The organism is Thiothrix eikelboomii (genome assembly GCF_900167255.1).
In the GTDB taxonomy this organism is placed as follows: Bacteria; Pseudomonadota; Gammaproteobacteria; order Thiotrichales; family Thiotrichaceae; genus Thiolinea; species Thiolinea eikelboomii.
Window position 1 is genome coordinate 1 of the sequence record NZ_FUYB01000025.1, and the last position, 20,596, is coordinate 20,596.

At 44.9% G+C, this 20,596-nt stretch carries 23 protein-coding genes and 1 tRNA gene; 17 read left to right on the plus strand and 7 right to left on the minus strand.

Features of this window, described 5'->3' with window-relative positions; translation table 11 throughout:
* Positions 1-264: 264 nt before the first annotated feature.
* From B5D50_RS17745 to smpB, 3 genes are all read right to left on the minus strand, one after another.
* A tRNA-Thr gene (locus tag B5D50_RS17745) sits at positions 265-340 on the minus strand.
* Between the two features lie 38 nt (positions 341-378).
* Positions 379-1,167 carry an RNA methyltransferase gene (locus tag B5D50_RS17750; RefSeq protein WP_078924004.1) on the minus strand — a complete coding sequence of 263 codons (789 nt, stop codon included), beginning with the start codon at positions 1,165-1,167 and terminating at the stop codon, positions 379-381.
* Between the two features lie 4 nt (positions 1,168-1,171).
* Positions 1,172-1,648: an SsrA-binding protein SmpB gene (gene smpB, locus B5D50_RS17755; protein WP_078924005.1), complete on the minus strand. Its 477-nt coding sequence runs from the start codon at positions 1,646-1,648 to the stop codon at positions 1,172-1,174.
* 102 nt (positions 1,649-1,750) lie between these two features.
* On the opposite strand from smpB, the gene B5D50_RS17760 reads away from it, so the two are divergent.
* Positions 1,751-2,182 (plus strand): type II toxin-antitoxin system RatA family toxin, encoded by a 432-nt coding sequence (locus tag B5D50_RS17760; protein WP_078924006.1) that lies wholly within the window; start codon positions 1,751-1,753, stop codon positions 2,180-2,182.
* Positions 2,175-2,495 carry an RnfH family protein gene (locus tag B5D50_RS17765; RefSeq protein WP_078924008.1) on the plus strand — a complete coding sequence of 107 codons (321 nt, stop codon included), beginning with the start codon at positions 2,175-2,177 and terminating at the stop codon, positions 2,493-2,495. Before B5D50_RS17760 ends, B5D50_RS17765 begins: the two co-directional genes overlap by 8 nt.
* Positions 2,496-2,554: 59 nt before the next feature.
* Here the strand turns inward: B5D50_RS17765 and B5D50_RS17770 are convergent, their stop codons facing one another.
* Positions 2,555-2,869 (minus strand): outer membrane protein assembly factor BamE, encoded by a 315-nt coding sequence (locus B5D50_RS17770; RefSeq protein ID WP_078924010.1) that lies wholly within the window; start codon positions 2,867-2,869, stop codon positions 2,555-2,557.
* A gap of 67 nt (positions 2,870-2,936) precedes the next feature.
* Between B5D50_RS17770 and fur the strand changes: the two genes are divergently transcribed.
* The 4 genes from fur (at position 2,937) to hemE (ending at position 5,308) form a co-directional block, all read left to right on the plus strand.
* Complete coding sequence (gene fur, locus B5D50_RS17775) at positions 2,937-3,344, plus strand: ferric iron uptake transcriptional regulator (RefSeq protein ID WP_078924012.1); 408 nt, start codon at positions 2,937-2,939, stop codon at positions 3,342-3,344.
* A gap of 128 nt (positions 3,345-3,472) precedes the next feature.
* Positions 3,473-3,688, plus strand: a complete 216-nt coding sequence (gene rpsU, locus B5D50_RS17780; protein WP_078924014.1) for a 30S ribosomal protein S21 — start codon at positions 3,473-3,475, stop codon at positions 3,686-3,688.
* Between the two features lie 28 nt (positions 3,689-3,716).
* Positions 3,717-4,163, plus strand: coding sequence for a GatB/YqeY domain-containing protein (locus B5D50_RS17785; protein ID WP_078924016.1), 447 nt, complete (start codon positions 3,717-3,719; stop codon positions 4,161-4,163).
* Between the two features lie 68 nt (positions 4,164-4,231).
* Positions 4,232-5,308, plus strand: coding sequence for a uroporphyrinogen decarboxylase (gene hemE, locus B5D50_RS17790; RefSeq protein WP_078924017.1), 1,077 nt, complete (start codon positions 4,232-4,234; stop codon positions 5,306-5,308).
* Here the strand turns inward: hemE and B5D50_RS17795 are convergent.
* Together B5D50_RS17795 and B5D50_RS17800 are read right to left on the minus strand one after the other, a co-directional pair.
* Entirely contained in the window at positions 5,305-5,913 is a 609-nt protein-coding gene (locus tag B5D50_RS17795; protein ID WP_078924018.1) for a hypothetical protein, read from the minus strand. The two genes, hemE and B5D50_RS17795, sit on opposite strands and share 4 nt — an antisense overlap.
* Positions 5,914-8,562, minus strand: coding sequence for a penicillin-binding protein 1A (locus tag B5D50_RS17800; RefSeq protein WP_078924019.1), 2,649 nt, complete (start codon positions 8,560-8,562; stop codon positions 5,914-5,916).
* A gap of 248 nt (positions 8,563-8,810) precedes the next feature.
* Between B5D50_RS17800 and pilM the strand changes: the two genes are divergently transcribed.
* The 10 genes from pilM to galU all read left to right on the plus strand — a co-directional run bounded on the left by pilM (position 8,811) and on the right by galU (position 18,614).
* On the plus strand, positions 8,811-9,863 hold the full coding sequence (pilM, locus tag B5D50_RS17805) for a type IV pilus assembly protein PilM (protein ID WP_078924020.1): 1,053 nt from the start codon (positions 8,811-8,813) through the stop codon (positions 9,861-9,863).
* Positions 9,863-10,447, plus strand: coding sequence for a PilN domain-containing protein (locus B5D50_RS17810; RefSeq protein ID WP_078924021.1), 585 nt, complete (start codon positions 9,863-9,865; stop codon positions 10,445-10,447). Before pilM ends, B5D50_RS17810 begins: the two co-directional genes overlap by 1 nt.
* The gene (locus tag B5D50_RS17815; protein WP_078924022.1) at positions 10,428-11,111 is read left to right on the plus strand and encodes a type IV pilus inner membrane component PilO; all 684 of its coding nucleotides are present in this window, start codon (positions 10,428-10,430) and stop codon (positions 11,109-11,111) included. The genes B5D50_RS17810 and B5D50_RS17815 overlap by 20 nt, the downstream gene beginning before the upstream one ends.
* 29 nt (positions 11,112-11,140) lie before the next feature.
* The gene (locus tag B5D50_RS17820; protein ID WP_078924058.1) at positions 11,141-11,686 is read left to right on the plus strand and encodes a pilus assembly protein PilP; all 546 of its coding nucleotides are present in this window, start codon (positions 11,141-11,143) and stop codon (positions 11,684-11,686) included.
* Between the two features lie 27 nt (positions 11,687-11,713).
* Positions 11,714-14,107, plus strand: a complete 2,394-nt coding sequence (pilQ, locus tag B5D50_RS17825; RefSeq protein ID WP_078924023.1) for a type IV pilus secretin PilQ — start codon at positions 11,714-11,716, stop codon at positions 14,105-14,107.
* A 71-nt stretch (positions 14,108-14,178) separates the two neighbouring features.
* Entirely contained in the window at positions 14,179-14,721 is a 543-nt protein-coding gene (locus B5D50_RS17830) for a shikimate kinase (RefSeq protein ID WP_078924024.1), read from the plus strand.
* Complete coding sequence (aroB, locus tag B5D50_RS17835) at positions 14,702-15,784, plus strand: 3-dehydroquinate synthase (RefSeq protein WP_078924025.1); 1,083 nt, start codon at positions 14,702-14,704, stop codon at positions 15,782-15,784. The genes B5D50_RS17830 and aroB overlap by 20 nt, the downstream gene beginning before the upstream one ends.
* Before the next feature lie 9 nt (positions 15,785-15,793).
* On the plus strand, positions 15,794-16,942 hold the full coding sequence (locus B5D50_RS17840; RefSeq protein ID WP_078924026.1) for a deoxyguanosinetriphosphate triphosphohydrolase: 1,149 nt from the start codon (positions 15,794-15,796) through the stop codon (positions 16,940-16,942).
* 207 nt (positions 16,943-17,149) lie between these two features.
* Positions 17,150-17,623, plus strand: coding sequence for a Cys-tRNA(Pro) deacylase (ybaK, locus tag B5D50_RS17845; RefSeq protein WP_078924027.1), 474 nt, complete (start codon positions 17,150-17,152; stop codon positions 17,621-17,623).
* 76 nt (positions 17,624-17,699) lie between these two features.
* Positions 17,700-18,614, plus strand: coding sequence for a UTP--glucose-1-phosphate uridylyltransferase GalU (gene galU / locus B5D50_RS17850; protein WP_078924028.1), 915 nt, complete (start codon positions 17,700-17,702; stop codon positions 18,612-18,614).
* A 13-nt stretch (positions 18,615-18,627) separates the two neighbouring features.
* Here galU and B5D50_RS17855 read toward each other — a convergent pair whose 3' ends face one another.
* On the minus strand, positions 18,628-19,473 hold the full coding sequence (locus B5D50_RS17855; protein ID WP_078924029.1) for a helix-turn-helix domain-containing protein: 846 nt from the start codon (positions 19,471-19,473) through the stop codon (positions 18,628-18,630).
* A gap of 191 nt (positions 19,474-19,664) precedes the next feature.
* Here B5D50_RS17855 and B5D50_RS17860 point away from each other — a divergent pair, with 191 nt between their 5' ends.
* Complete coding sequence (locus B5D50_RS17860) at positions 19,665-20,549, plus strand: fatty acid desaturase (protein ID WP_159448674.1); 885 nt, start codon at positions 19,665-19,667, stop codon at positions 20,547-20,549.
* Positions 20,550-20,596 lie beyond the last annotated feature (47 nt).

Below are 20,596 nucleotides of genomic sequence, written 5' to 3' on the forward strand. Positions count from 1 at the left end.
TTGTGATTTTTTTAGAATTATAGCGAATAGCTACTATTAAACCCTTCTTATGCCCAAATGGTTGCTTCATCCAAATGGTGCAGTGGCATGAGTGGTGGGGTGTGCTGTGGATGGTGTGCAAATTTATTTTATGTACTTTCTAAATGCCCTACGGAGCACAAAAGGTATAGATGAGGGTATAGATAAACGGAAAATCACCGATTCTTGGTAAAATCCCAGAAAGCAAAAAGCCCTGTAAACTATTCATTTACAAGGCTTTTGAATTGGTGCCGGCACTCGGAATCGAACTGAGGACCTACTGATTACAAGTCAGTTGCTCTACCAGCTGAGCTATACCGGCGTTGAAGTTGCGTATTCTATGCAAGCTTTTTGAACGAATCAAGTGTTTCTTACATTAATTTGATCGGCGGATGATCGACGGATAAATTTCCTACCCTGAAAGGCAGAAAGTATGCCGCGTAGGATGTTTACTTCACTTTGAGTCGGGTTAATTCGGCCAAATAAACGGCGTAAGCGCCGCATGAGTAAGCGTGGGTTGTCTGGGTCTAAATATTCCACTTCAACTAAGGCCTGCTCTAAATGTATGAAGAAGCTTTCCATCGCCGCTGTGGTTGCGGGTTCTTCCAACCCCTTCGCGCTAGTTACTTCTGGCGGCTTGGAGGCTTGGATTTGGCGGGTCGCCATCATGCATTCATAGCAAATAATCTGAATAGCGGCGGCAATATTTAAGGAAAAGAAGTCAAAAGCCATCGGGATATGTACTAAAGCTTGGCAATGTTCTAATTCTTCATTGGTAAGACCTGTACGCTCGCGTCCAAATACCAAGGCAATTTTTTGTTGTGGTAGATGTTCGGCGACCCATTGCCCGCATTCACGTGCATCCATCTGTGGCCAAGGCAAGCTACGCTCCGAGCGGGCGCTGGTGCCAATCACATAATGACAATCGGCGAGGGCTGCTTGCAAGGAGCTGCATAAACGTGCCTGCTCCAAAATATCATCAGCACCTGAAGCTAAGGCTTTGGTTTCAGGGGAGTGAAAGCGGGTTGGATTCACTAAGCGCAAATCATGAATCCCCATTGTTTTCATGGCACGAGCCGCCGAGCCAATATTTCCCGGATGCGAGGTTTGGATCATGACAATACAAATTTGATCAAGTGGCTGAGTCATGTGCTTATTTCTTCATGACCCGAGCTTTTTCTCGATTCCAATCACGATCTTTTTCAGTGGCGCGTTTATCATGCAGTTGTTTGCCTTTACCAAGGCCAATCTCGAGCTTGACGCGATTATTTTTCCAATACATGGCGGTAGGCACAACGGTATAGCCCTTGCGATCAACATCAATCAGCAAGCGGCTGATTTGATGGGCATGCAACAGCAATTTACGAGTACGCTTAGACTCAGGGATGATATGGGTTGAAGCAGACAGCATCGGCGTGATTAGCGCATTGAACAAGAAGGCTTCACCTTTATTAAACTGGATAAAGCTCTCTTTCAGTTGAATGCGCCCATCACGAATGCTTTTGACTTCCCAGCCTTGCAGTACTAGGCCAGCCTCATAGGTATCTTCAATGTAATACTCAAAACGTGCTGTTTTATTCAGCGCGATGGTTTTATCACCCGGAGCAGATTTTTTCTTTTGCTTAGTCATTTGAATTACAATAGTAGCGGAACTGTCAGATGATAGCGCGTTCTCCCACGAATATGAACGTTTGCTAGCGTGAGTCTTAAGCCCTATTGAAAGGAAGATTGCATGGCGCATATTAGTCGAAGCGCTTTAGTCCCGTATTCGGCCGAACAAATGTTCGTGCTGGTGGATGCGATTCGTGATTACCCCCAGTTTCTACCTTGGTGTCGTAGCTCGGTTGAGCTAGATCGTGATGCAGATGAGGTCAAAGCCTCGATTGAAATTGCCAAGGGTGCACTCAATAAAAGCTTTACAACCTTAAATCGCATGCAGAAAAATAAGTTGATAGAAATGAGCTTAGTGGATGGTCCGTTTAAGCATTTGCATGGTTTTTGGCGTTTCGATGAACTTAAGCCGGGAGCGTGTAAGGTTGCTTTGGATTTGGACTTTGAGTTTTCTAATAAGCTGGTGAGTTTAGCGATTGGCCCGATTTTCAATCAGGTCGCTAATACATTGGTCGATTCTTTTGTGACGCGGGCGAAGCAAGTCTATGGCTGATTCAAGGTTAATCCCGATTGAGGTGGTGTATCCGCTGCCCTATGAACAACGCTTATTTAAATTAGCCGTCGCGGAAGGGGCTAGTATTCGAGAGGGGATTGTGGCCAGTGGTATCTTAACCCACTATCCCGAGCTAGTTTTAGACACGGCGAGTGTAGGTATTTTCGGTAAACTAGCCAGCTTGGATACCTCCTTAAAAGCGCGTGATCGCATTGAGATTTACCGCCCCCTACTGGCTGATCCTAAAGAGGTACGTAAGCAGCGGGCCGCTGAAGGTAAGCGCATGAAAAAAGGTAGTAGCGAAGAGGCTTAGGCGAATTTTACTCCCCTTCTTGTCAAAAAAAGGGGAGTGTTTGGGTGAGGCGCTATGCTTTAACCAGCAGCTAGGTCTTTCTTAATATCAGTCACTTGCCCTGCTTGATTAAAAAAGACAGTAATGCCACTACGCTTTGCTTCTTTATTGCCTTCTTTTAGATAAAATACATAATCCCAGCGATTTTGTCGGAAATCGTCAGTGAGCAGAGGAGTCCCTAAAATATCTTGGACTTGAGCTTGGCTCATGCCCGGGCGCAGTTGGGACAGTTCTTCTTGTGTAATTAAATTACCTTGCTGAATATTCATGCGATATAAGCTACAACCGGAGAGGAGTAGCGCGAGAATAGTCAGTGTGATCAGACGTTTTTTCATGGTAGTGTTGTCTTATACTATAGAAAAGCGAGTGTCATGATAGATCATTCAGCGTGGAGAGTGCAGAGTGGAAGGAAAAGATATTAAACGAGCGGGTCTAAAAATCACTCAGCCTCGAGTAAAAATTCTCGAATTGTTGGAAAATTCAGCAGATCATCACCTGAGTGCTGAAGATATTTACAAAACTTTATTAAACAATGGTGATGATATTGGCCTTGCGACCGTATACCGAGTCTTAACTCAGTTTGAGGCAGCGGGGTTAGTCACTCGCCATCATTTTGAAAGTGGGCAAGCGGTGTTCGAGTTATCCTCCGAAGAGCATCATGATCATATGGTCTGTATACGTACCGGACGTGTGGTTGAGTTTTGCGACGAAGTGATTGAGCAACGCCAAAAAGATATTGCACGCGAACATGGCTTTGAAATCACAGGGCATTCACTGATTCTGTATGGTCAGTTTATCGAAAAAAACTAAAAAATCAGCGAAAATACGCCAGTAGTTTTTGCATTTACCGCTTAGGCCGGTATAATCGCGCATTTACTGAAAATACCATCCTAGGATGGGGTTCATTTGTATACTTTAAATTTTGAGATTGATTGTCCATGCCAAGTGTAAGAGTAAGAGATTCTGAGCCATTTGAGATTGCCGTTCGCCGCTTTAAGCGTACTTGTGAAAAAGCAGGGGTAGTGGCTGAAGTTCGCGCCCGTGAATTCTATGAAAAACCCACTGCTATCCGTAAGCGTGAGCGTGCAGCTGCAGTTAAACGTAATCTGAAACGTATCTCTCGTGATTTAAACCGTCGCGTTAGACTCTTCTAATCACTGCTTACCCCTTTGGCGATTTGCGATGACTTTAAAAGAGCAACTGACTGAAGCGATGAAGCAAGCCTTGCGTGCCCAAGATAAAGCACGTTTGGGGGTTGTTCGCTTGGTTTTAGCCGCGATCAAGCAACAAGAGGTTGATACGCGCCAAGAGCAAGATGATTTAGCCGTGCTGGCCGTGCTAGATAAAATGGTTAAGCAGCGTCGCGAATCTATTCGCCAATATACTGAAGCAGGTCGCTTAGAGTTAGCTGAGCAAGAGCAGTTTGAAATCAATGTGATTCAAGAGTACTTGCCACAAGCACTTAGCGATGCTGAAATTACCGCTTTAGTGGCTGAAGCAGTGGCTGCCACAGGTGCTGCTTCAGTGAAAGACATGGGTAAAGTCATGGCTTGGGTAAAACCTAAAGCCCAAGGGCGGGCTGACATGGGCAAAGTCAGTAGCCTCATCAAAACGAGCTTAGGCGGTTGATTTAGTCATCTACCGCTGGTTGTTTCTCGCCTGCATCTATTTCGTCTGTTTGTGTTAGGAGTGTCACTATGAGTACCGCTGTTCCACTCAAAAATGATCGTTTTTTGCGTGCGTTACTCAAGCAACCCGTGGATACCACTCCCATTTGGATTATGCGTCAAGCAGGTCGCTACTTGCCGGAGTATCGTGCTAGCCGTAAGCGGGCAGGTAGCTTTATGGATTTATGCAAAAATCCAGAGTTGGCTTGTGAGGTGACTCTGCAACCGTTAGAGCGCTTTGATCTCGATGCTGCAATTCTCTTTTCAGATATTTTGACGATTCCTGATGCAATGGGTTTAGGTCTTTATTTCTCGGAAGGCGAAGGCCCACGCTTTGAGCGTCCAGTACAAGATCGTCAAGCTATCAATGCTCTGCCCATTCCTGATCCAGAAGATGAATTACGCTATGTGATGGATGCAGTGCGCACGATTCGGCGTGATTTGCAAGGCCGTGTACCTTTGATCGGTTTTTCAGGTAGTCCGTGGACTTTGGCGACTTATATGGTGGAAGGTTCGTCTAGCAAAGACTTCGCGAAAGTTAAGGGTCTGCTGTATGGCGATCCTAAAACTTTGCATTTGCTATTAGAAAAACTAGCTAAAAGTGTGACTCGTTACCTGAATGCACAAATTGCAGCGGGTGCACAAGCGGTAATGATTTTTGATACTTGGGGGGGGACTTTAACTCCGAGTACTTATCGTGAGTTTTCCCTCGCTTATATGCAGCAGATCGTGGACGGTTTGCAGCGGGAAGCCGAAGGCCGTCGAGTGCCTGTTATTCTCTTCACCAAAGGGGGCGCACAATGGTTAGAGTCGATGGCGGCGACAGGTTGTGATGCTTTAGGTTTGGATTGGACGATTAATATTGGCGAAGCAGCTCAACGAGTCGGCCAACAAGTAGCCTTACAGGGGAATATGGATCCTTGCGTTTTATATGCACACCCTGCAGCGATTCGGCAACAAGTGGTGAAGATTATCCATGATTTCCCGCATCCAACGGGGCATGTGTTTAATCTGGGGCATGGCATTCATCAGCATATTAATCCCGAGCATGTTAAGGTGTTAGTTGATACCGTGCATGAGTTGGGTAAAGCAGGCAAAGCGGCTTAAGGTGGCGGCATCGCTGCGAGGATTTCTTGTAAGCGCTTATAATCAGCTCGCTTAATTCCTTTACCTGTCATACTGTTTAAGGCAGACAGACTGCCGTGTCCATCATCGGGGAAAATCATTAATTCGACTTCTACATTGTCCACATATAAGCGCAAAAGTGGGAAGTAATCCTGCTTTTTGCCTGCTTTCATTTTACGATCATGAATTTGAAAGGGCAGTTGTTTTTCTTCTAAATAAAACATCACATCTTCAGCGCGATTCGCCGATAAATGTAAGGTAATGGCGGATACTGGGCTAGAAGTTCCCTCAAGGGCTGCACCTGTCAAAAAAGGCTGGAAAGGCTCTAAAAACTCCATCGCTTCTAATGCAATTTCTCGATGCAAACGTAAAGTGGCTTGATGTTCTTTAGGGTCGATCAGCTGTACATATTCATGTAGGGCTTGTTCAATTTCTTCATTACTGGGTTGATTCTTCGCTTGATGATCAGCACCAAAACGCTGTGAGGCTTTTTGTTTAGCCAGTCGATAATCACGATAACCTTCTTCATAAATTAAGCGAGCGGTTTCATCAGCAATCAGCTGGCGGAGATTCTTTTCAAGATACATTTAAAAAATTTGTTCTGGGATTTCTACCGCTTCACGTTTGCGCACCGGAGCAGGGCGTTGAGTCGGTTGATGGGTTGCAGTTGGAGGGGTGGATTCGGTCGCCGCACTCGTAAATTCGAAGTTTTCTGTTTTGGCTCGTGCAGGCTTAGCGGCTTCAGGTTGAGCGACCAACTTTTCTTCAATCACTTCAGCACTGGTATCATCCGCGAGTAGACCTGTTTTAGCATCAATTTTCACCATTTGGAGCTTATCCAGCTTTTTGAATTTTTTCTCAGGAGCATTTTTAAGTACTTGTTGCATTAAGCCTATCCACATGGGTACGGCGACTTTGCCGGAAGTTTCACCTTCGCCCAGCTCTGCCATATCATCAAAGCCAGACCAAGCAACGGCGACATAATCGGGAGTAAAACCGCAAAACCAAGAGTCACGTTGCTCATTGGTGGTACCCGTTTTGCCTGCAATATCACTCCGATGGAGCGTTTTATTCACGGCTGCCGCTGTACCAAATTGAGTCACACCTTGCATCATGGTGACAATCTGGTGCTGAGTCCGTGAATCAATAATACGCACTGCAGCAGGGGCGATTTTGCCCGGCTCAGTGTCATAGTCTTTGTTTTCAAGCGCGGCTAGTTTAGCATCAGCACTGGTTTTTTTATCTTTATTATCCGTTTCTTTATTATCTGTTTTAGTAGGGTCAAGGCTGTCTGCGATTTGAGTCGCTGCAGCCAGCTCGGATTGAGTCGGTTTCGGTTTGCGGATCGGGCATAATTTAATGTCATCACCACAGACTTGACGTGTTTCGGTGGTGGCATCAAATAAAACTTGGCCATTACTGTCTTGAATCCGATTAATAAAATGCGCATCTACTTTAAAGCCACCATTGGCAAAGGCTGCATAAGTTGTAGCCATTTGCACTGGCGTGGTTAAGCCTGTTCCTAAAGCGAGTGTTAAATTCGGCGGTAAATGTTCACGTGAAAACCCAAAGCGCGTCGCGTAATTAATCGTATAGGGAATGCCCGTATCTCTAAGTAAACGAATCGACACAAGATTACGTGATTTTGCTAGGGCCTCACTTAAGGTCGTGGGGCCAATATAAGAGCCGCCAAAATTCTTAGGCTGCCAATTACTGCCCGGAATACTGATGGGAGCGTCATTGACGATACTCGTAGGGGCGAAGCCACGGGAGAGGGCGGCAGAATAAATAATCGGTTTAAAACTAGAACCGGGCTGGCGCATCGCTTGAGTGGCTCGATTGAATTTGCTGTAGTAGAAATCATACCCTCCCATGACCGCACGGATCGCTCCATTATGCGGATCCATTAATACTAAAGCACCACCGACCGTTGGAATTTGGGTGAACTGCCAGCCATTTGTGGGGGCAAGTTCGGTTTTATTCGTCGATTTGAGTGGACGCACCCGAATAATATCACCCGCGACTATCACATCTGAGACCCGTTTGGGCGTGCTACCCCGTCGATTGGCAGTGATGAATTTATTAGCCCATTTCACATCGGCAAGACTTAGGCTGATGACGGTTTCATTCATTAAGAGTACGGAAGCTTCCGTTTTGGTGCTTTTTAGTACCAGCCCTGCTTGTAAATCGCCGACTTGTTGATAGTTAGACAGTTTATCCAGTAGCTCATCCTGACTGCTGTAGTCTTCGAGGTTAATATGATCTTCAGCTCCCCGATAACCGTGCCGCCGATCATAATTTTCTAAGGTGGTACGTAAGGCATCGGTGGCATAGGTTTGCATTTCTGAGTCAAGCGTGGTGTAAACATCATAGCCTTGGGTATAGGCTTTATCTTGATATTTTTCCACAATCGCTGCTCTGACCATTTCGGCTAGATACGGGGCATAGGTTTCAATATCCGGTTTATGGACTGAGGCCGTATTCGGTTGTTTCACGGCGATTTTATAATCGGCTAGCGTAATAAAGCCTTGTTCAGCCATTCGCTGCAAAATATAGTTGCGCCGTGTCATTGCACGGGGTTCATTCACAATGGGATTGTAGCGCGAGGGGGCTTTGGGTAGACCCGCGATCATTGCCATTTCAGCTAAACTCAGATCATCGAGTTGCTTACCATAATAAGTTTCCGCTGCCGCTGCTATGCCATAAGCACGATTACCTAAGAAGATTTTATTTAAATATAACTCTAAAATTTCATCTTTGGATAAAGTTTGCTCCAAACGAATGGCTAATAGGGTTTCCTTAAATTTACGAGCTAAAGTTTTGTCATTATCCAAAAAGGCATTACGTGCTAATTGCATGGTAATAGTGCTCGCCCCTTGCGACTTGCGGCCCGTTGCAATGACATTATACAGCGCCCGCGCAACCCCCTTCGGGTCGATACCTTGGTGTTCGTAATAGCGCGCATCTTCGATAGCGATAAAGGCTTGGCGCAGGCGCTCGGGGATGGCATTAAAATTCACTGGGCGACTGCGTTTCTCACCATATTCAGCAATTAATCGCTCGTCACGCGAATAAATACGCAAAGGTACTTGAATATCAATCTTGCGCAAATCTTCACTGTTAGGCAGCTGGGGAGAGTAGATAAAATACAAGCCTGCCAAGATAGCTAAGCCGACTGTACTAAGGCTCAGCAACGAGCTCAGTAAGAAGGTAATTAAATGGATGAAAAAACGCATAATGCCCGTATTAACCTGAATCTATTGTTCTAGTACTTAAGCGGTGGTCTGACGGTAAACACATCAAGACTGAGACGAAGAATGCAGTTTATAAAGTGCTGTTGGCAGCTTGGTTAGGGTGCATTTCGTCTTCCCCGTTCATCTGAAACCGAGGCGCTATCAAAGTAGTCAGGGTAGACTATTTTTAGATACAACGCTACCATGCTATGAAACTTGAATAATAAAAATAAATTTAAATGTGAGTTGCCGTGTTTTCATTTTATAGCCGTAAACCCAATTTGCTCGGTATTGATATTAGTTCCTCGGCTATCAAGCTAGTGGAAATGTCTAAAAAAGGCCGTGAATATCGAATCGAAAGTTATGCCGTTGCTCCTTTACCGGATGGGGTATCCAACGAAAAGGATATTATCGAGCCGGAACCGATTGGAGAAGCCATTCGGCGTGCGCTCCGTGAAAGCCGTACCCGCTTAAAGCATTGTGCCTTGGCGATTCCGACTTCAATGGCGATTAATAAAATTATCACCTTATCCGCTTCTATTCCTACGGCAGAGTTAGAGGCACAGATTGCTTTGGAGGCTGATCAGCATATTCCGTATGCAATGGAAGAGGTGAGTTATGATTTTGAAATCCTTGGCCCTTCCATGACGAACCCTGACATGATTGATATTTTGTTAGCAGGCACTCGCTCTGAAAATGTGGAGGTACGGGTTGCAGCAGCGGAAATGGCGGGTTTAACCGTTGATATTGTGGATACGGAAACCCATGCTTTAGAGAAAGTCCTGCGCACATTAACCAAAGAGCTGGATCAATATGATTCAGTAGCCGTGGTGGATTTCGGCGCAACTATGACCAGCATTACGGTGTTTGAGCAAGGGCGCTTAACCTTTTCTCGTGAACAATCGTTTGGTGGTCGTCAACTCACAGAACAAATTATGCACCGCTATGGTTTGGCTTGGCAGGAAGCGGGACTGGCGAAGAAAGAAGGTAATTTGCCAGAAAATTATATTTCTGAAGTGCTTGATCCGTTTAAAGACAATATGGTGCGGCAATTGCACCGTTTCTTACAATTTTATTATGCATCTAGCCAACGTGAGAGTGTCAGTCAAATTCTGATCTCAGGTGGATGTGCGCGTATTCCGGGTATTGATGAGCAAATTCAATCAGTGATTGGTACACCCGTTAAGGTGGTCAATCCGTTTACGCAAGTCGGGCTGGGTTCTAAAGTCAGCCCTGTACGTTTCACTAACGATATGCAAGCCCTGTTAATTGCAGCAGGCTTGTCCTTGCGAGGCTTAGACTAATGGCGGGTTTAAATCTATTACCTTGGCGTGATAAAGAGCGCGAACTTAAAAAGAAACAATTCTTTGCCTTATTGGCTAGTTCAGTCGCTTTAGCGGGCTTGATAGTATTTGCAGCGCATACTTATATGCGTGCTGCCGTGAGCTATCAAGAATCACGCAATCAAATGCTAACTGATGAAATTAGCAATTTAGATAAACAAATTGAGCAAATCAAAAAATTAGACTCGACCAAACAGGCTCTTTTGGATCGCATGCAAATTATTGAAACCTTGCAAAGCACTCGCCCGGCAATCGTCCATTTATTCGATGAAATGGCGACAGCCTTACCGCAGGGGATGTATCTAGAGGCCTTAAAACAGAGTGATACTATCGTACATATCGAAGGTAAGGCTGAGTCGAATGCACGGGTATCCACTTATATGGATAGTCTTGACCGTTCGCAATGGTTGAACTCTTCGAATCTAAATATTATTTCTGTGGCGCGCCAAGACGGTCGACCCACTCCGTTGCGTGATTTTAAACTCGATGTCCAACAACTATTAGAACAGGGCAAGGAGGAAAAAAATGAATCTGCAGGAGGTTAATAATCTTGCTGACGATCCGGGTAGTGTGCCTTGGCCATTAAAAGCTGTGGTGATTACTGCGTTGATGAGCGTGATTTTATTTTTGGGCTATAAACTCATTATTACTAATAGTATTGAAGAGTTAGATGGGCTGGAGCGTAAAGAGCTTGAATTACGGACTACCTTTGAAACTAAGCAAAAGCGTGCCAGTCAATTAGCCGCTTATGAAAAGCAATTGGCGGAAATGCAGCATTCATTTGGTACTTTAATGCAGCAACTGCCTAGTGGTACAGAAATTCCTGCTTTGATCTTAGATATTTCTGAGAAAGGTGTCTCTAATGGTTTAGAAATTGAATTATTCGAACCTTTAGCTGAAGTCTTGAAAGAGTTCTATGCAGAGAAGCCGATTAAGCTCATTGCTTTGGGTACTTATCAGCAGCTCGCTACTTTTGTGAGTGATATTTCTGGTTTACCACGCATTGTTACGATTCATAATATTCATTTGCTACCTGAGGTAGCTAGAAGTACACAACAACATAAATCGAATAACTCAGTTGAGCAAGAAGGTTCTCAGCGCTTACGCATGGAAGCTTTAATTAAAACGTATCGCTATTTAGAAGATAGTGATTTAAAAACAGCTTCGATAGATAAAGCAGCAGCTTCAGCCGCTACTCCAAATAGATGATCAGTATTTTGAGCCTGCGGAGACTTATTATGAATAAGAATACTTTAATAAATTTACCTGTTTTAAATGTGCCGATACTTGTGAGTATCCTAATGCTAACAGGTTGTGCAGATAATATGTCGGATCTCCAAATTTATATGGATGAGGTCAAAGCGCGTCCACCTGTACCTATTGAGCCAATACCAGCGATCAAGCCTTATGTACGCTTTATCTATCCGGGGCATGATTCTGACCCCTTTGATAATTCGGTCTTAGAAGCAAAAGCGGTGGCAGAAATTCCAGAGTCAGTCTTGATTGATAAAAATCGAATGCCTGAGTTTTTGGAGAGTTTTCCTTTAGATAGTTTGCGGATGGTGGGGACAGTATTTAAAGAAAAAGAATTATGGGCTCTGATTAGAATTCCTGATGGTGCAGTGCATCGCGTTAAATCTGGAAATTATATCGGTAAAAATCATGGGAAAATTACCAATATTAAAGACGTAGGGCTGACTCTATCTGAAATTATAGATAATGGTTTTGGCGGCTATAAAGAGCATGATAATGAACTGGCTATTTCTACTATAAATCAGCCCTAATAATTTTATTGATTAAGGTTAGCTATAATGAAAATAATAAAGCAAACCACTGCGCGTAATGTTGCATTGTTATCCTGCTTATCGTGGGCAGCTGTCGCTGCAGCGGCTAATAATCAGTTGGAGAATATTAGCATTAACGAGGCAGCTGCAGGCAAAGTTGAAGTGCTTCTCAACTTTTCATCTCCAGTGGCTATTCCTAAAGGGTTTGTCATGGAGAACCCACCCCGGATTGTTTTTGACTTTCCCGGGGTCGAGGTTGCTCCAACGGCACGCCATAATAATACTAAGCGTGGTGTTTTAAATGCAGTACAGGCGGCTGGCTCGAAAGGGCAGACACGGTTAGTTTTTAAGTTAGATGCTCTTGTCGATTACACCGTTGAAAGCAGTGGCAATGATATGGTGCTCTTGTTTTCGGGCGGCTCTGCGCATAAACCTGCAGCAACTGAACGGGTTAGTTCAGCTCAAACCGTAGCTCCAGCCAGCCAGCTTAAAGCCGATGAGTCTTATAATTGGTATCATAAACCGGGTACAGAGCCAGCCGTTGTTCACCCTCAAGCGGTAAATCCGGCTGCACAAACACTGAGTCAAATGGTGCCGCCAGTCAAGCTTGAGGAGTTGCCACCACCTCCACCTAAGCCCGCTAAGGCGAGCCAACCTTTGGTGTATCGGCCTATTGCCCCGCCTGCGGTGGTTCAGCCAAGAGTGGCACCTATACCTAAGCCCCCGATTGTCAGTGCGCTCTCGGAAGCCAAGTCGATTTATGGTTTACGTTCCGTGGATTTTCGGCGTGAGCCAGATGGCGGTGGGCGTGTGATTATTACCTTGCCCGATGGTGAGACCAAAGTCACCGATGATAAAGCGGCTAATACCTTAAATCTAATCTTAGAAGATGTTGATGTGCCAATGAATTGGCAAAAACGCTTAGATGTGGTTGATTTTGCGACTCCTGTGTCGAATATCCAAATCTCTCAGCGGGGTATGAATGGCCGTGTCAGTATTATGGCCAGTGAAGATTTCACTTATCGCACGGAGCGCGATAAAAATGTCTACACGGTTTATCTTGATAAGATTAAAGCACCGAAAAAAGAAGTACTCGGTGAGAAAAAGAAGAAGACTTTTAGCGGTGAGAAATTATCCTTAAACTTCCAAGATATTGAGGTCCGCGCCGTCTTACAGTTATTAGCCGATTTCACCAATAAAAATATTGTGGTCAGTGATAGTGTTGATGGCAATATCACGGTGCGCCTGAAGGATGTCCCATGGGATCAAGCTTTAGATATTGTTCTGGAGTCAAAAAACCTTGGCATGCGTGAGAATGGCAATGTTATTTGGGTAGCACCCAATGCGGAGTTGGATGCTAAAGATGCTCAAGAAATTGAAATTGCTAAACGCAAAGTCGAGCTTGAACCTTTAGTCACAGAATATATCCCAGTGAATTTTGCTAAAGCTGCGGATTTATCGACTCTGATTAAAAAGAAATCAGTCGCTGATGAAGAGACGAGCCATTCCTTATTATCAGCCCGGGGTAGCGTCTCGTTTGATGATCGGACTAATACACTCTTGATTCAAGATACGGCGACCCAAGTGGCAGAGATTCGGGATCTGATCAAGATCTTAGATGTGCCTGTGCAGCAGGTGGTGATCGAGTCAAGAATTGTGATTGCCAATGATTCTTTTGGTAAGCAATTAGGTGCACGCTTTGGGGTGACACCGCATTGGTCGAATAGTGGCTCAAACGGTATTGCCGGAGCTGGTTTAGGTTCGGGAACGGATGGTTACTATAATTCTCTGACGAGTACGTCTACGGGTAGCACCAGTCAGGTAAAATTGCCGGGTCTCACGGATCGTTTGAGTGTGAATCTACCTACCGCTGGTGCAGCGGGTAAGTTTGGTTTCTCGATTCTAACCTCTGACTTTTTATTAGACTTAGAGTTATCCGCTTTGCAAGCCGAGAGTAAAGGTGAAATCATTGCGACCCCACGGGTGATTACTTCTAACCAAACGAAAGCCGTGATTGAGCAAGGGGTGGAAATTCCTTATCAAGAAGCGAGTTCAGCAGGGAATACCAGTACTTCGTTTAAGAAGGCGGTGCTGAGTTTGGAAGTGACGCCACAGATTACGCCGGATGAGCATATTTCGATGGACCTGAAGGTCAATCAAGATACCGTCGGGGCGGTCTATAATAATGTGCCAAGCATTGATACTCGTGAAATTCAAACCAAAGTTTTGGTAGAAAATGGTCAAACCGTTGTCTTAGGTGGTGTGCATGAGGAAAATCGGATTAAGAGTTCGACCAAAGTACCTGTGCTCGGCGATTTACCGATGGTAGGTCAAGTATTCCGCAATACCAATCGTAGTGATACGAAGCGGGAGCTGTTGATCTTTGTTACACCGAAGATTGTGGATAGTAAATCGAAGTAAAATCACTAGTTTAGGGATCAAGCTGCATAATTTGGCTTGATTCCCTTGCTGACTGCTGGCATAACTCCACCATGCAAGACAACATCATCTTAGTTGGCCTCATGGGGGCAGGCAAATCGACCATTGGTCGGCAATTAGCACGACGGTTTAATCTAGAATTTTATGATTCTGATAAGACTATTGAGGCTCGGACAGGCGTGCCAATTCCGACGATTTTCGAAATGGAAGGAGAGCAAGGCTTTCGGGATCGCGAGGAGCAGGTGATTGCTGAGCTAAGCCAATTGCGTGGCGTTGTATTAGCCACTGGTGGTGGTAGTATTTTGCGGGAGGCTAATCGGGCAGCGCTGACTCGCTCGGGTCGGGTGGTCTATCTACGTGCTTCTGCTGAGCAGCTATATAATCGTATTCATCACGATAAAAATCGCCCCCTGATGCAAACCGATAATCCTTTGCAAACTTTACGTAGTTTATTACAAGCACGTGAAGCACATTATCTAGAGGTGGCTGATTTAATCGTGCCGACAGGTAAACAAAAAGTGGCTCATATTGTCAATCTGATTGCGCAAAAATTAAATCAGTTACAGGATTTACCCTATGCAAACGCTCAATCTTGATCTCGGTGATCGCAGTTATCCTATTTATATTGGCCAGGGTTTGTTACAAAGGCCTGAGTTATTAACCGAGCATTTACAGGGTAAAAGCGCGATTGCCGTCACAAATACAACGATTGCACCTTTATATTTAGCAGCAGTAACCACGGCTTTAGCAGCTTATAAGCACTCAGCGGTTATTTTGCCCGATGGTGAGGCTTATAAAAATCTAGCGACACTCGACCAAATCTATACCCATTTATTGGAGCATCAAGCGGATCGAAAAACCACGCTGCTTGCCTTAGGCGGTGGAGTGGTCGGTGATATGACGGGGTTCGCTGCTGCAAGCTATCAACGAGGTATTAACTTTATTCAAGTACCGACCACTTTATTGGCGATGGTCGATTCTTCAGTCGGGGGTAAAACTGGAGTCAATCACCCACTTGGGAAAAATATGATCGGTGCTTTTCACCAGCCCCAAGCCGTGATCATTGATACGGATACTTTAAATACCTTGGCAGATCGTGAGCTCAGTGCTGGGCTGGCTGAGGTGATTAAGTATGGACTGATTCGTGACCCTGAGTTCCTTACTTGGCTTGATACCGAGATGGAGGCTTTATTAGCGCGTGATCCTGAAGCGTTAAGCTATGCGATTGAGCGTTCGTGCCGACATAAAGCTGAGATCGTGGCGGCTGATGAGCGTGAATCCGGGCAACGTGCTTTATTGAATCTCGGCCATACTTTTGGACATGCGATTGAGGCTGCAATGGGATATGGGCAATGGTTGCATGGTGAAGCGGTCGCAACGGGTATGGTGATGGCAGCAGAATTATCCGTGCAGATGGGTTGGTTGACTCAGGCGGAGCTGCACGTTATTCGGCATTTATTAGAGCGTGCAGGTTTACCGACTGAGCCACCGACTACGATGACAGGTGATGATTTTATGCGCTTTATGTCCGTGGATAAAAAAGTCTTAGATGGCAGTTTACGTTTGGTTTTAATGAAATCTTTGGGTGAGTCGATCGTGACCGCTGATTTTGATCCAGCAGCTCTCAACCGAGTCCTGCATCGTGATCGGGTGAGTTAGGAGGTGAGGATGAGTGCTGCTTATGCTGCTCAAGCTGAAGCGACTCGGGGGCGACGTTTCCCGGAGGCGGCACCCCAATATCGCTCAGAGTTTCAGCGTGATCGTGACCGTGTGATTCATTCCAAGGCTTTTCGGCGTCTTGAATATAAAACACAGGTATTCGTCAATCATGAAGGTGATTTGTACCGAACTCGCTTAACCCACTCTATTGAAGTTGCACAAATTGCACGTACCGTTGCTCGGAGTATGGGTTTAAATGAGGATCTGACCGAGGCCATTGCCCTCGCACATGATTTAGGTCATACCCCGTTTGGACATGCAGGCCAAGATGAGCTTAATGCCTGCATGCAAGCGTATGGCGGCTTTGAGCATAATTTACAATCATTGCGCGTGGTGGATTGGTTAGAGGATAGCTATGCCGAGTTTGCGGGTTTAAACCTCACATTTGAAACCCGGGAGGGGATTTTAAAGCATTGTGCGCTCAAACATGCCCAGCAATTAGGCGCGGTTGGCGAGCGGTTTTTAAATAAAACCCAAGCGTCTTTAGAGGCACAACTCACTAATTTAGCGGATGAAATTGCGTATAATAATCACGATATTGAAGATGGCTTACGTTCTGGCTTAATTAGCTTAGAGCAAATGCAGCAAGTTCCGGTGTTTGCAAAAGAATATCAATTAGTGCTGAGTCAATATCCGCAGTTAGAAGGGCGCAGCTTAGTGCGTGAAACCTTGCGGCGCTTAATCAGTACGATGGTGGTCGATCTGATCGAAACCAGTCAAGCCTTAATTGAGGCAGCCGGAGTGAGTAGCGTAGACGAAGTGCGTCAACAGCCCAAGCCTTTAATTCAATACAGCGCACCGATGTGGTCTGCAAAAAACGAGCTAAAGCGTTTCCTACGAGAAAATCTCTATTTTCATCCGATAGTGTATCGTATGTCATGGCGAGCACGGCGGGTGATACGTGAATTATTCCAAGCTTATTTCCACGACCCGCGTTTATTGCCACCGAAATATCAAACTTTCGTTAAGCAATACGCAGCGCAAGAGGGTGAACTAGGCCGCGCTAGAGCAATTGCGGATTATATTGCTGGGATGACGGATCGCTATGCCTTAAAGCAATATGCTGAATTATTTGATATGGACAGAGGAAAATTGTGAAAAAACTTTAAAGTGTAAACCGCAGCTTACACTTTTTTCGCTAAGATCTAATCTCTCTCTACATATCGACCCTAAGTCGTTGACCTGGATTATGTTGCCATAATCCAGGTAATTTAACTCAGTGGTCATTCATCTCGATAATTCAGTATTTCTTGTGCAAATGCAGCATAATAAGAAGCACGATGAGACATTTAATCTAATTTTTCCATGACACCTGCCATTTTAATGGTACGCAAAGCGGGTCTACCTTTTCAGACGCATGAGTACCGACACGACCCTACAATTCGTGTCTATGGGCTAGAGGCAGCAGAAGCTTTGCAAGTAGAACCTGAGCGTGTGTTTAAAACACTGGTCGTGGTTTTAGAGGGTGATGGGAAAAAAATGGCGGTCGGGATCGTACCGGTTACTCAACAACTCGATGTCAAAGCCTTAGCCAAAGCTATGGGTGCAAAAAAAGCTGAAATGGCTGATCCTAAGCAGGCTGAGCGGATAACAGGTTATTTAGTCGGTGGTATTAGCCCTTTAGGGCAAAAACGACGTTTACCCACCGTATTAGATGAATCAGCGCTTGAATTTGAGACTATTTTTGTCAGTGCAGGGCGGCGTGGCTTAGAAATTGAGCTATGCCCTAGCCATTTAATGGAACTCTGCCAAGCGGATGCCGTTGCTATTTGTCGATAAATAAATTTCAGTACCCTTGATGGTCACTGACTCACTAATCAATAACGTAAACATCTAAAGATTTGAGGGATCTACTATGCTGGAGCAGAGCAAACATAAAATTCGTAAAGCGGTTATTCCCGTCGCTGGCCTAGGGACGCGGATGCTACCAGCGACTAAGGCTATTCCTAAAGAAATGCTGCCCGTTGTGGATAAGCCGCTGATTCAATACATTGTGAATGAATGTGTTGAGGCGGGTATTCGCGAAATTGTTCTCGTCACGCACAATAGTAAAAACTCGATCGAAAATCATTTCGATACCAGTTTTGAATTAGAAACCATGCTAGAAAAGCGGGTTAAGCGTCAACTCTTAGACGAAGTGCGCTCTATCTGCCCAAAAACAGTGACGATCATGCATGTACGCCAAGGTGAAGCCAAGGGCTTAGGGCATGCGATTATGTGTGCACATCCGGTTGTGGGGCATGCTCCGGTGGCCGTATTGTTACCGGATGTTTTGATTGATGATGCGGCCAGTAATTTAAAAACAGATAATTTAGCCGAGATGTTACGTCTGTATGATGAAACCGGCATCAGCCAGATTATGGTCGAACCTGTGCCGATGGAGCGGGTTTCTTCTTATGGTGTGGTGGATATTAATGGCCATACTTTAGAGCCGGGTTCATCAGTGGCGATGAGTGCCATTGTTGAAAAACCGGATGTAGATAGCGCTCCTTCTAATTTGGCGGTTGTCGGGCGTTATGTTTTATCCCCACATATTTGGGATTGGCTCAAGCGTACTCCATTAGGCGCGGGTGATGAAATTCAGTTGACGGACACCATCGCCTTATTGATGCGTGAATACCAAGTCAATGCCTTCCATTTAAAAGGTAAAAGTCACGACTGTGGTTCTAAATTAGGTTATATGATGGCTAATGTCGAATATGGCTTACGTCATCCGAATATTTCTAAAGAGTTTGCTAACTATTTAAAAGAACAAGTTAAAGCACTTTAACGGGTTCTAGCCTTTATCCATATTTTGCTAAGAGTGCCTGAATAAATGCGGCACTCTCATGTGGATTGACAGCAGCATTCCGAATTAACCGCTCAAAGTGGCGGGTTAAGGCTCGAATTTCTTCTAAAGAATTGATCACCACATACATATCACCGACATAAATAACAGCCCGTTGTGAGCCAAATACGGTCAGGGGTGCGGAGAAGATCTTACGCCCATCGTATAAAAATAAACGATAACTTGGATAAAGGTCATCCACGAGTTTTTGAATATGCTCTAACTGTTGGCGGCGTAAAGCCTTAGGCAACTCCTCCCAAATACCGACCCCTTGTGCGAGCAGTTTCAGGCGTTGCAAGGGCAGGCATACTTCCATCTCTGATTCAGTGATTCGGTTATAAGCGAGTTGGGAATTGGTTTCGAGTTTGCGAATTTCTATCGGTATCTGAGTGTATTGGCGCTCGTAATCAATCACCTCTTCAATCATCAGTGAATCGGGAAGGTTAGACGGTACATAGCGGATTTTGTAACCCATCGCATCCCGATGCCATTGCCCTAGTTTGGTATGCTGACCATTGGCGACTTGCTCGATTTCCATGACCGACGACAGTTCAGAGAGCAAGTGCTCATCTTGAGATAAGCCCAATAACCAATCAATGCTAACTTTATGCGCTTGGGCAATCCGTGAGAGGGTTTCTGCACGTGGCAGACGTAATAGCTGCTCAGATAGCAATTGGGCTAAGGCTGAGCGGTTCACACCGATGGATTCGGCAAACTGTGCTTTATTCATTCCAGAACGTTGAAGCAGTTGCTGCAAGCGCTTTTGAAAAATTTCACCCGTTTCGCGTTTGTGTAAAGGCATAAGTGATCTGCTGGATGGCAACTGGAGGGGCGCTTTAGAGTGACTTAATGCTAGGTATTAGCAACAAATGTTTACTAAAGTAAACTTATTTTAGTTTAGTTATTCATGAATAACAAATCTGCCATAGTGTTGCATAGGCAAGCAAATAGCTGAGCTTTAGAATCTATAAAAAAGATTTAGGGGTTGGCATTGTGCAAACAGCATTTAAAAAAATAGAATATCTGACCTTAAGTTTATTGTTGGGCACTTACCTTAGCTGGGGGCTGTTGACTAGCTTGCATGCGTTACTACCGCTTTGGCTGGTCATACCACTTTTAACGGTATTACTGAGTTTTCAGGGTTCTTTGCAGCATGAGGTGATTCATTATCACCCTTTGCCGTGGCAGTCAGTCAATGAATACTTAGCTTCGCCGCCCTTAGTTTTGTATTTACCCTTTATTATTTATCGAGATACACATCGGCAGCATCATGTGTTGGAGCATATTAGTGATCCAAGCCAAGACCCTGAGTCAGCTTATGTGACCGCTGCACAGTGGGCGGCTATGCCTATTTACTTACAGCAGTTACGCAGAATCAACAATACTTTATTAGGCCGGTTCTTGCTTGGCCCTGCTTTAGGTATTACTAGCTTTTTATGGGCTGAGTTTAAAAAGCTTAAAGCAGGGGATAAATACACGATTCATGCTTGGCTGAGTTATTTGCCTTGGTTATTAGTCGTGGTAGCTTGGTTGGTGTATTGGCAGTTTCCCTTAGGCTGGTATGTAGTTGCCTGTTATTTTTCTTATTCTTTAACGGCGATTCGGATTTTTGCCGAGCATCAAGCGGTGGCTATCCCTGAGCAACGAACGGTGGTGGTGGAATCCAATGGGGTATTAAGCTATTTATTTCTGCAGAACAATTTACATGCCGTGCATCATAAATATCCAGCGCTCCCTTGGTATAAGCTGCGCGCTAAGTATCTGCAAGAACGTGAGGCTATTCTGGAGGAAAATGGCAATTATTGCTTAGCAAGTTATTTCGAGCTATTTAAACGCTATGCATGGAAGCCGAAAGAAGATGTCGTCCATCCGTTGTAAAGCTAAAGCCACTGTTTTTGGTTTGTTCGAATAAAGCCCCCCATTTC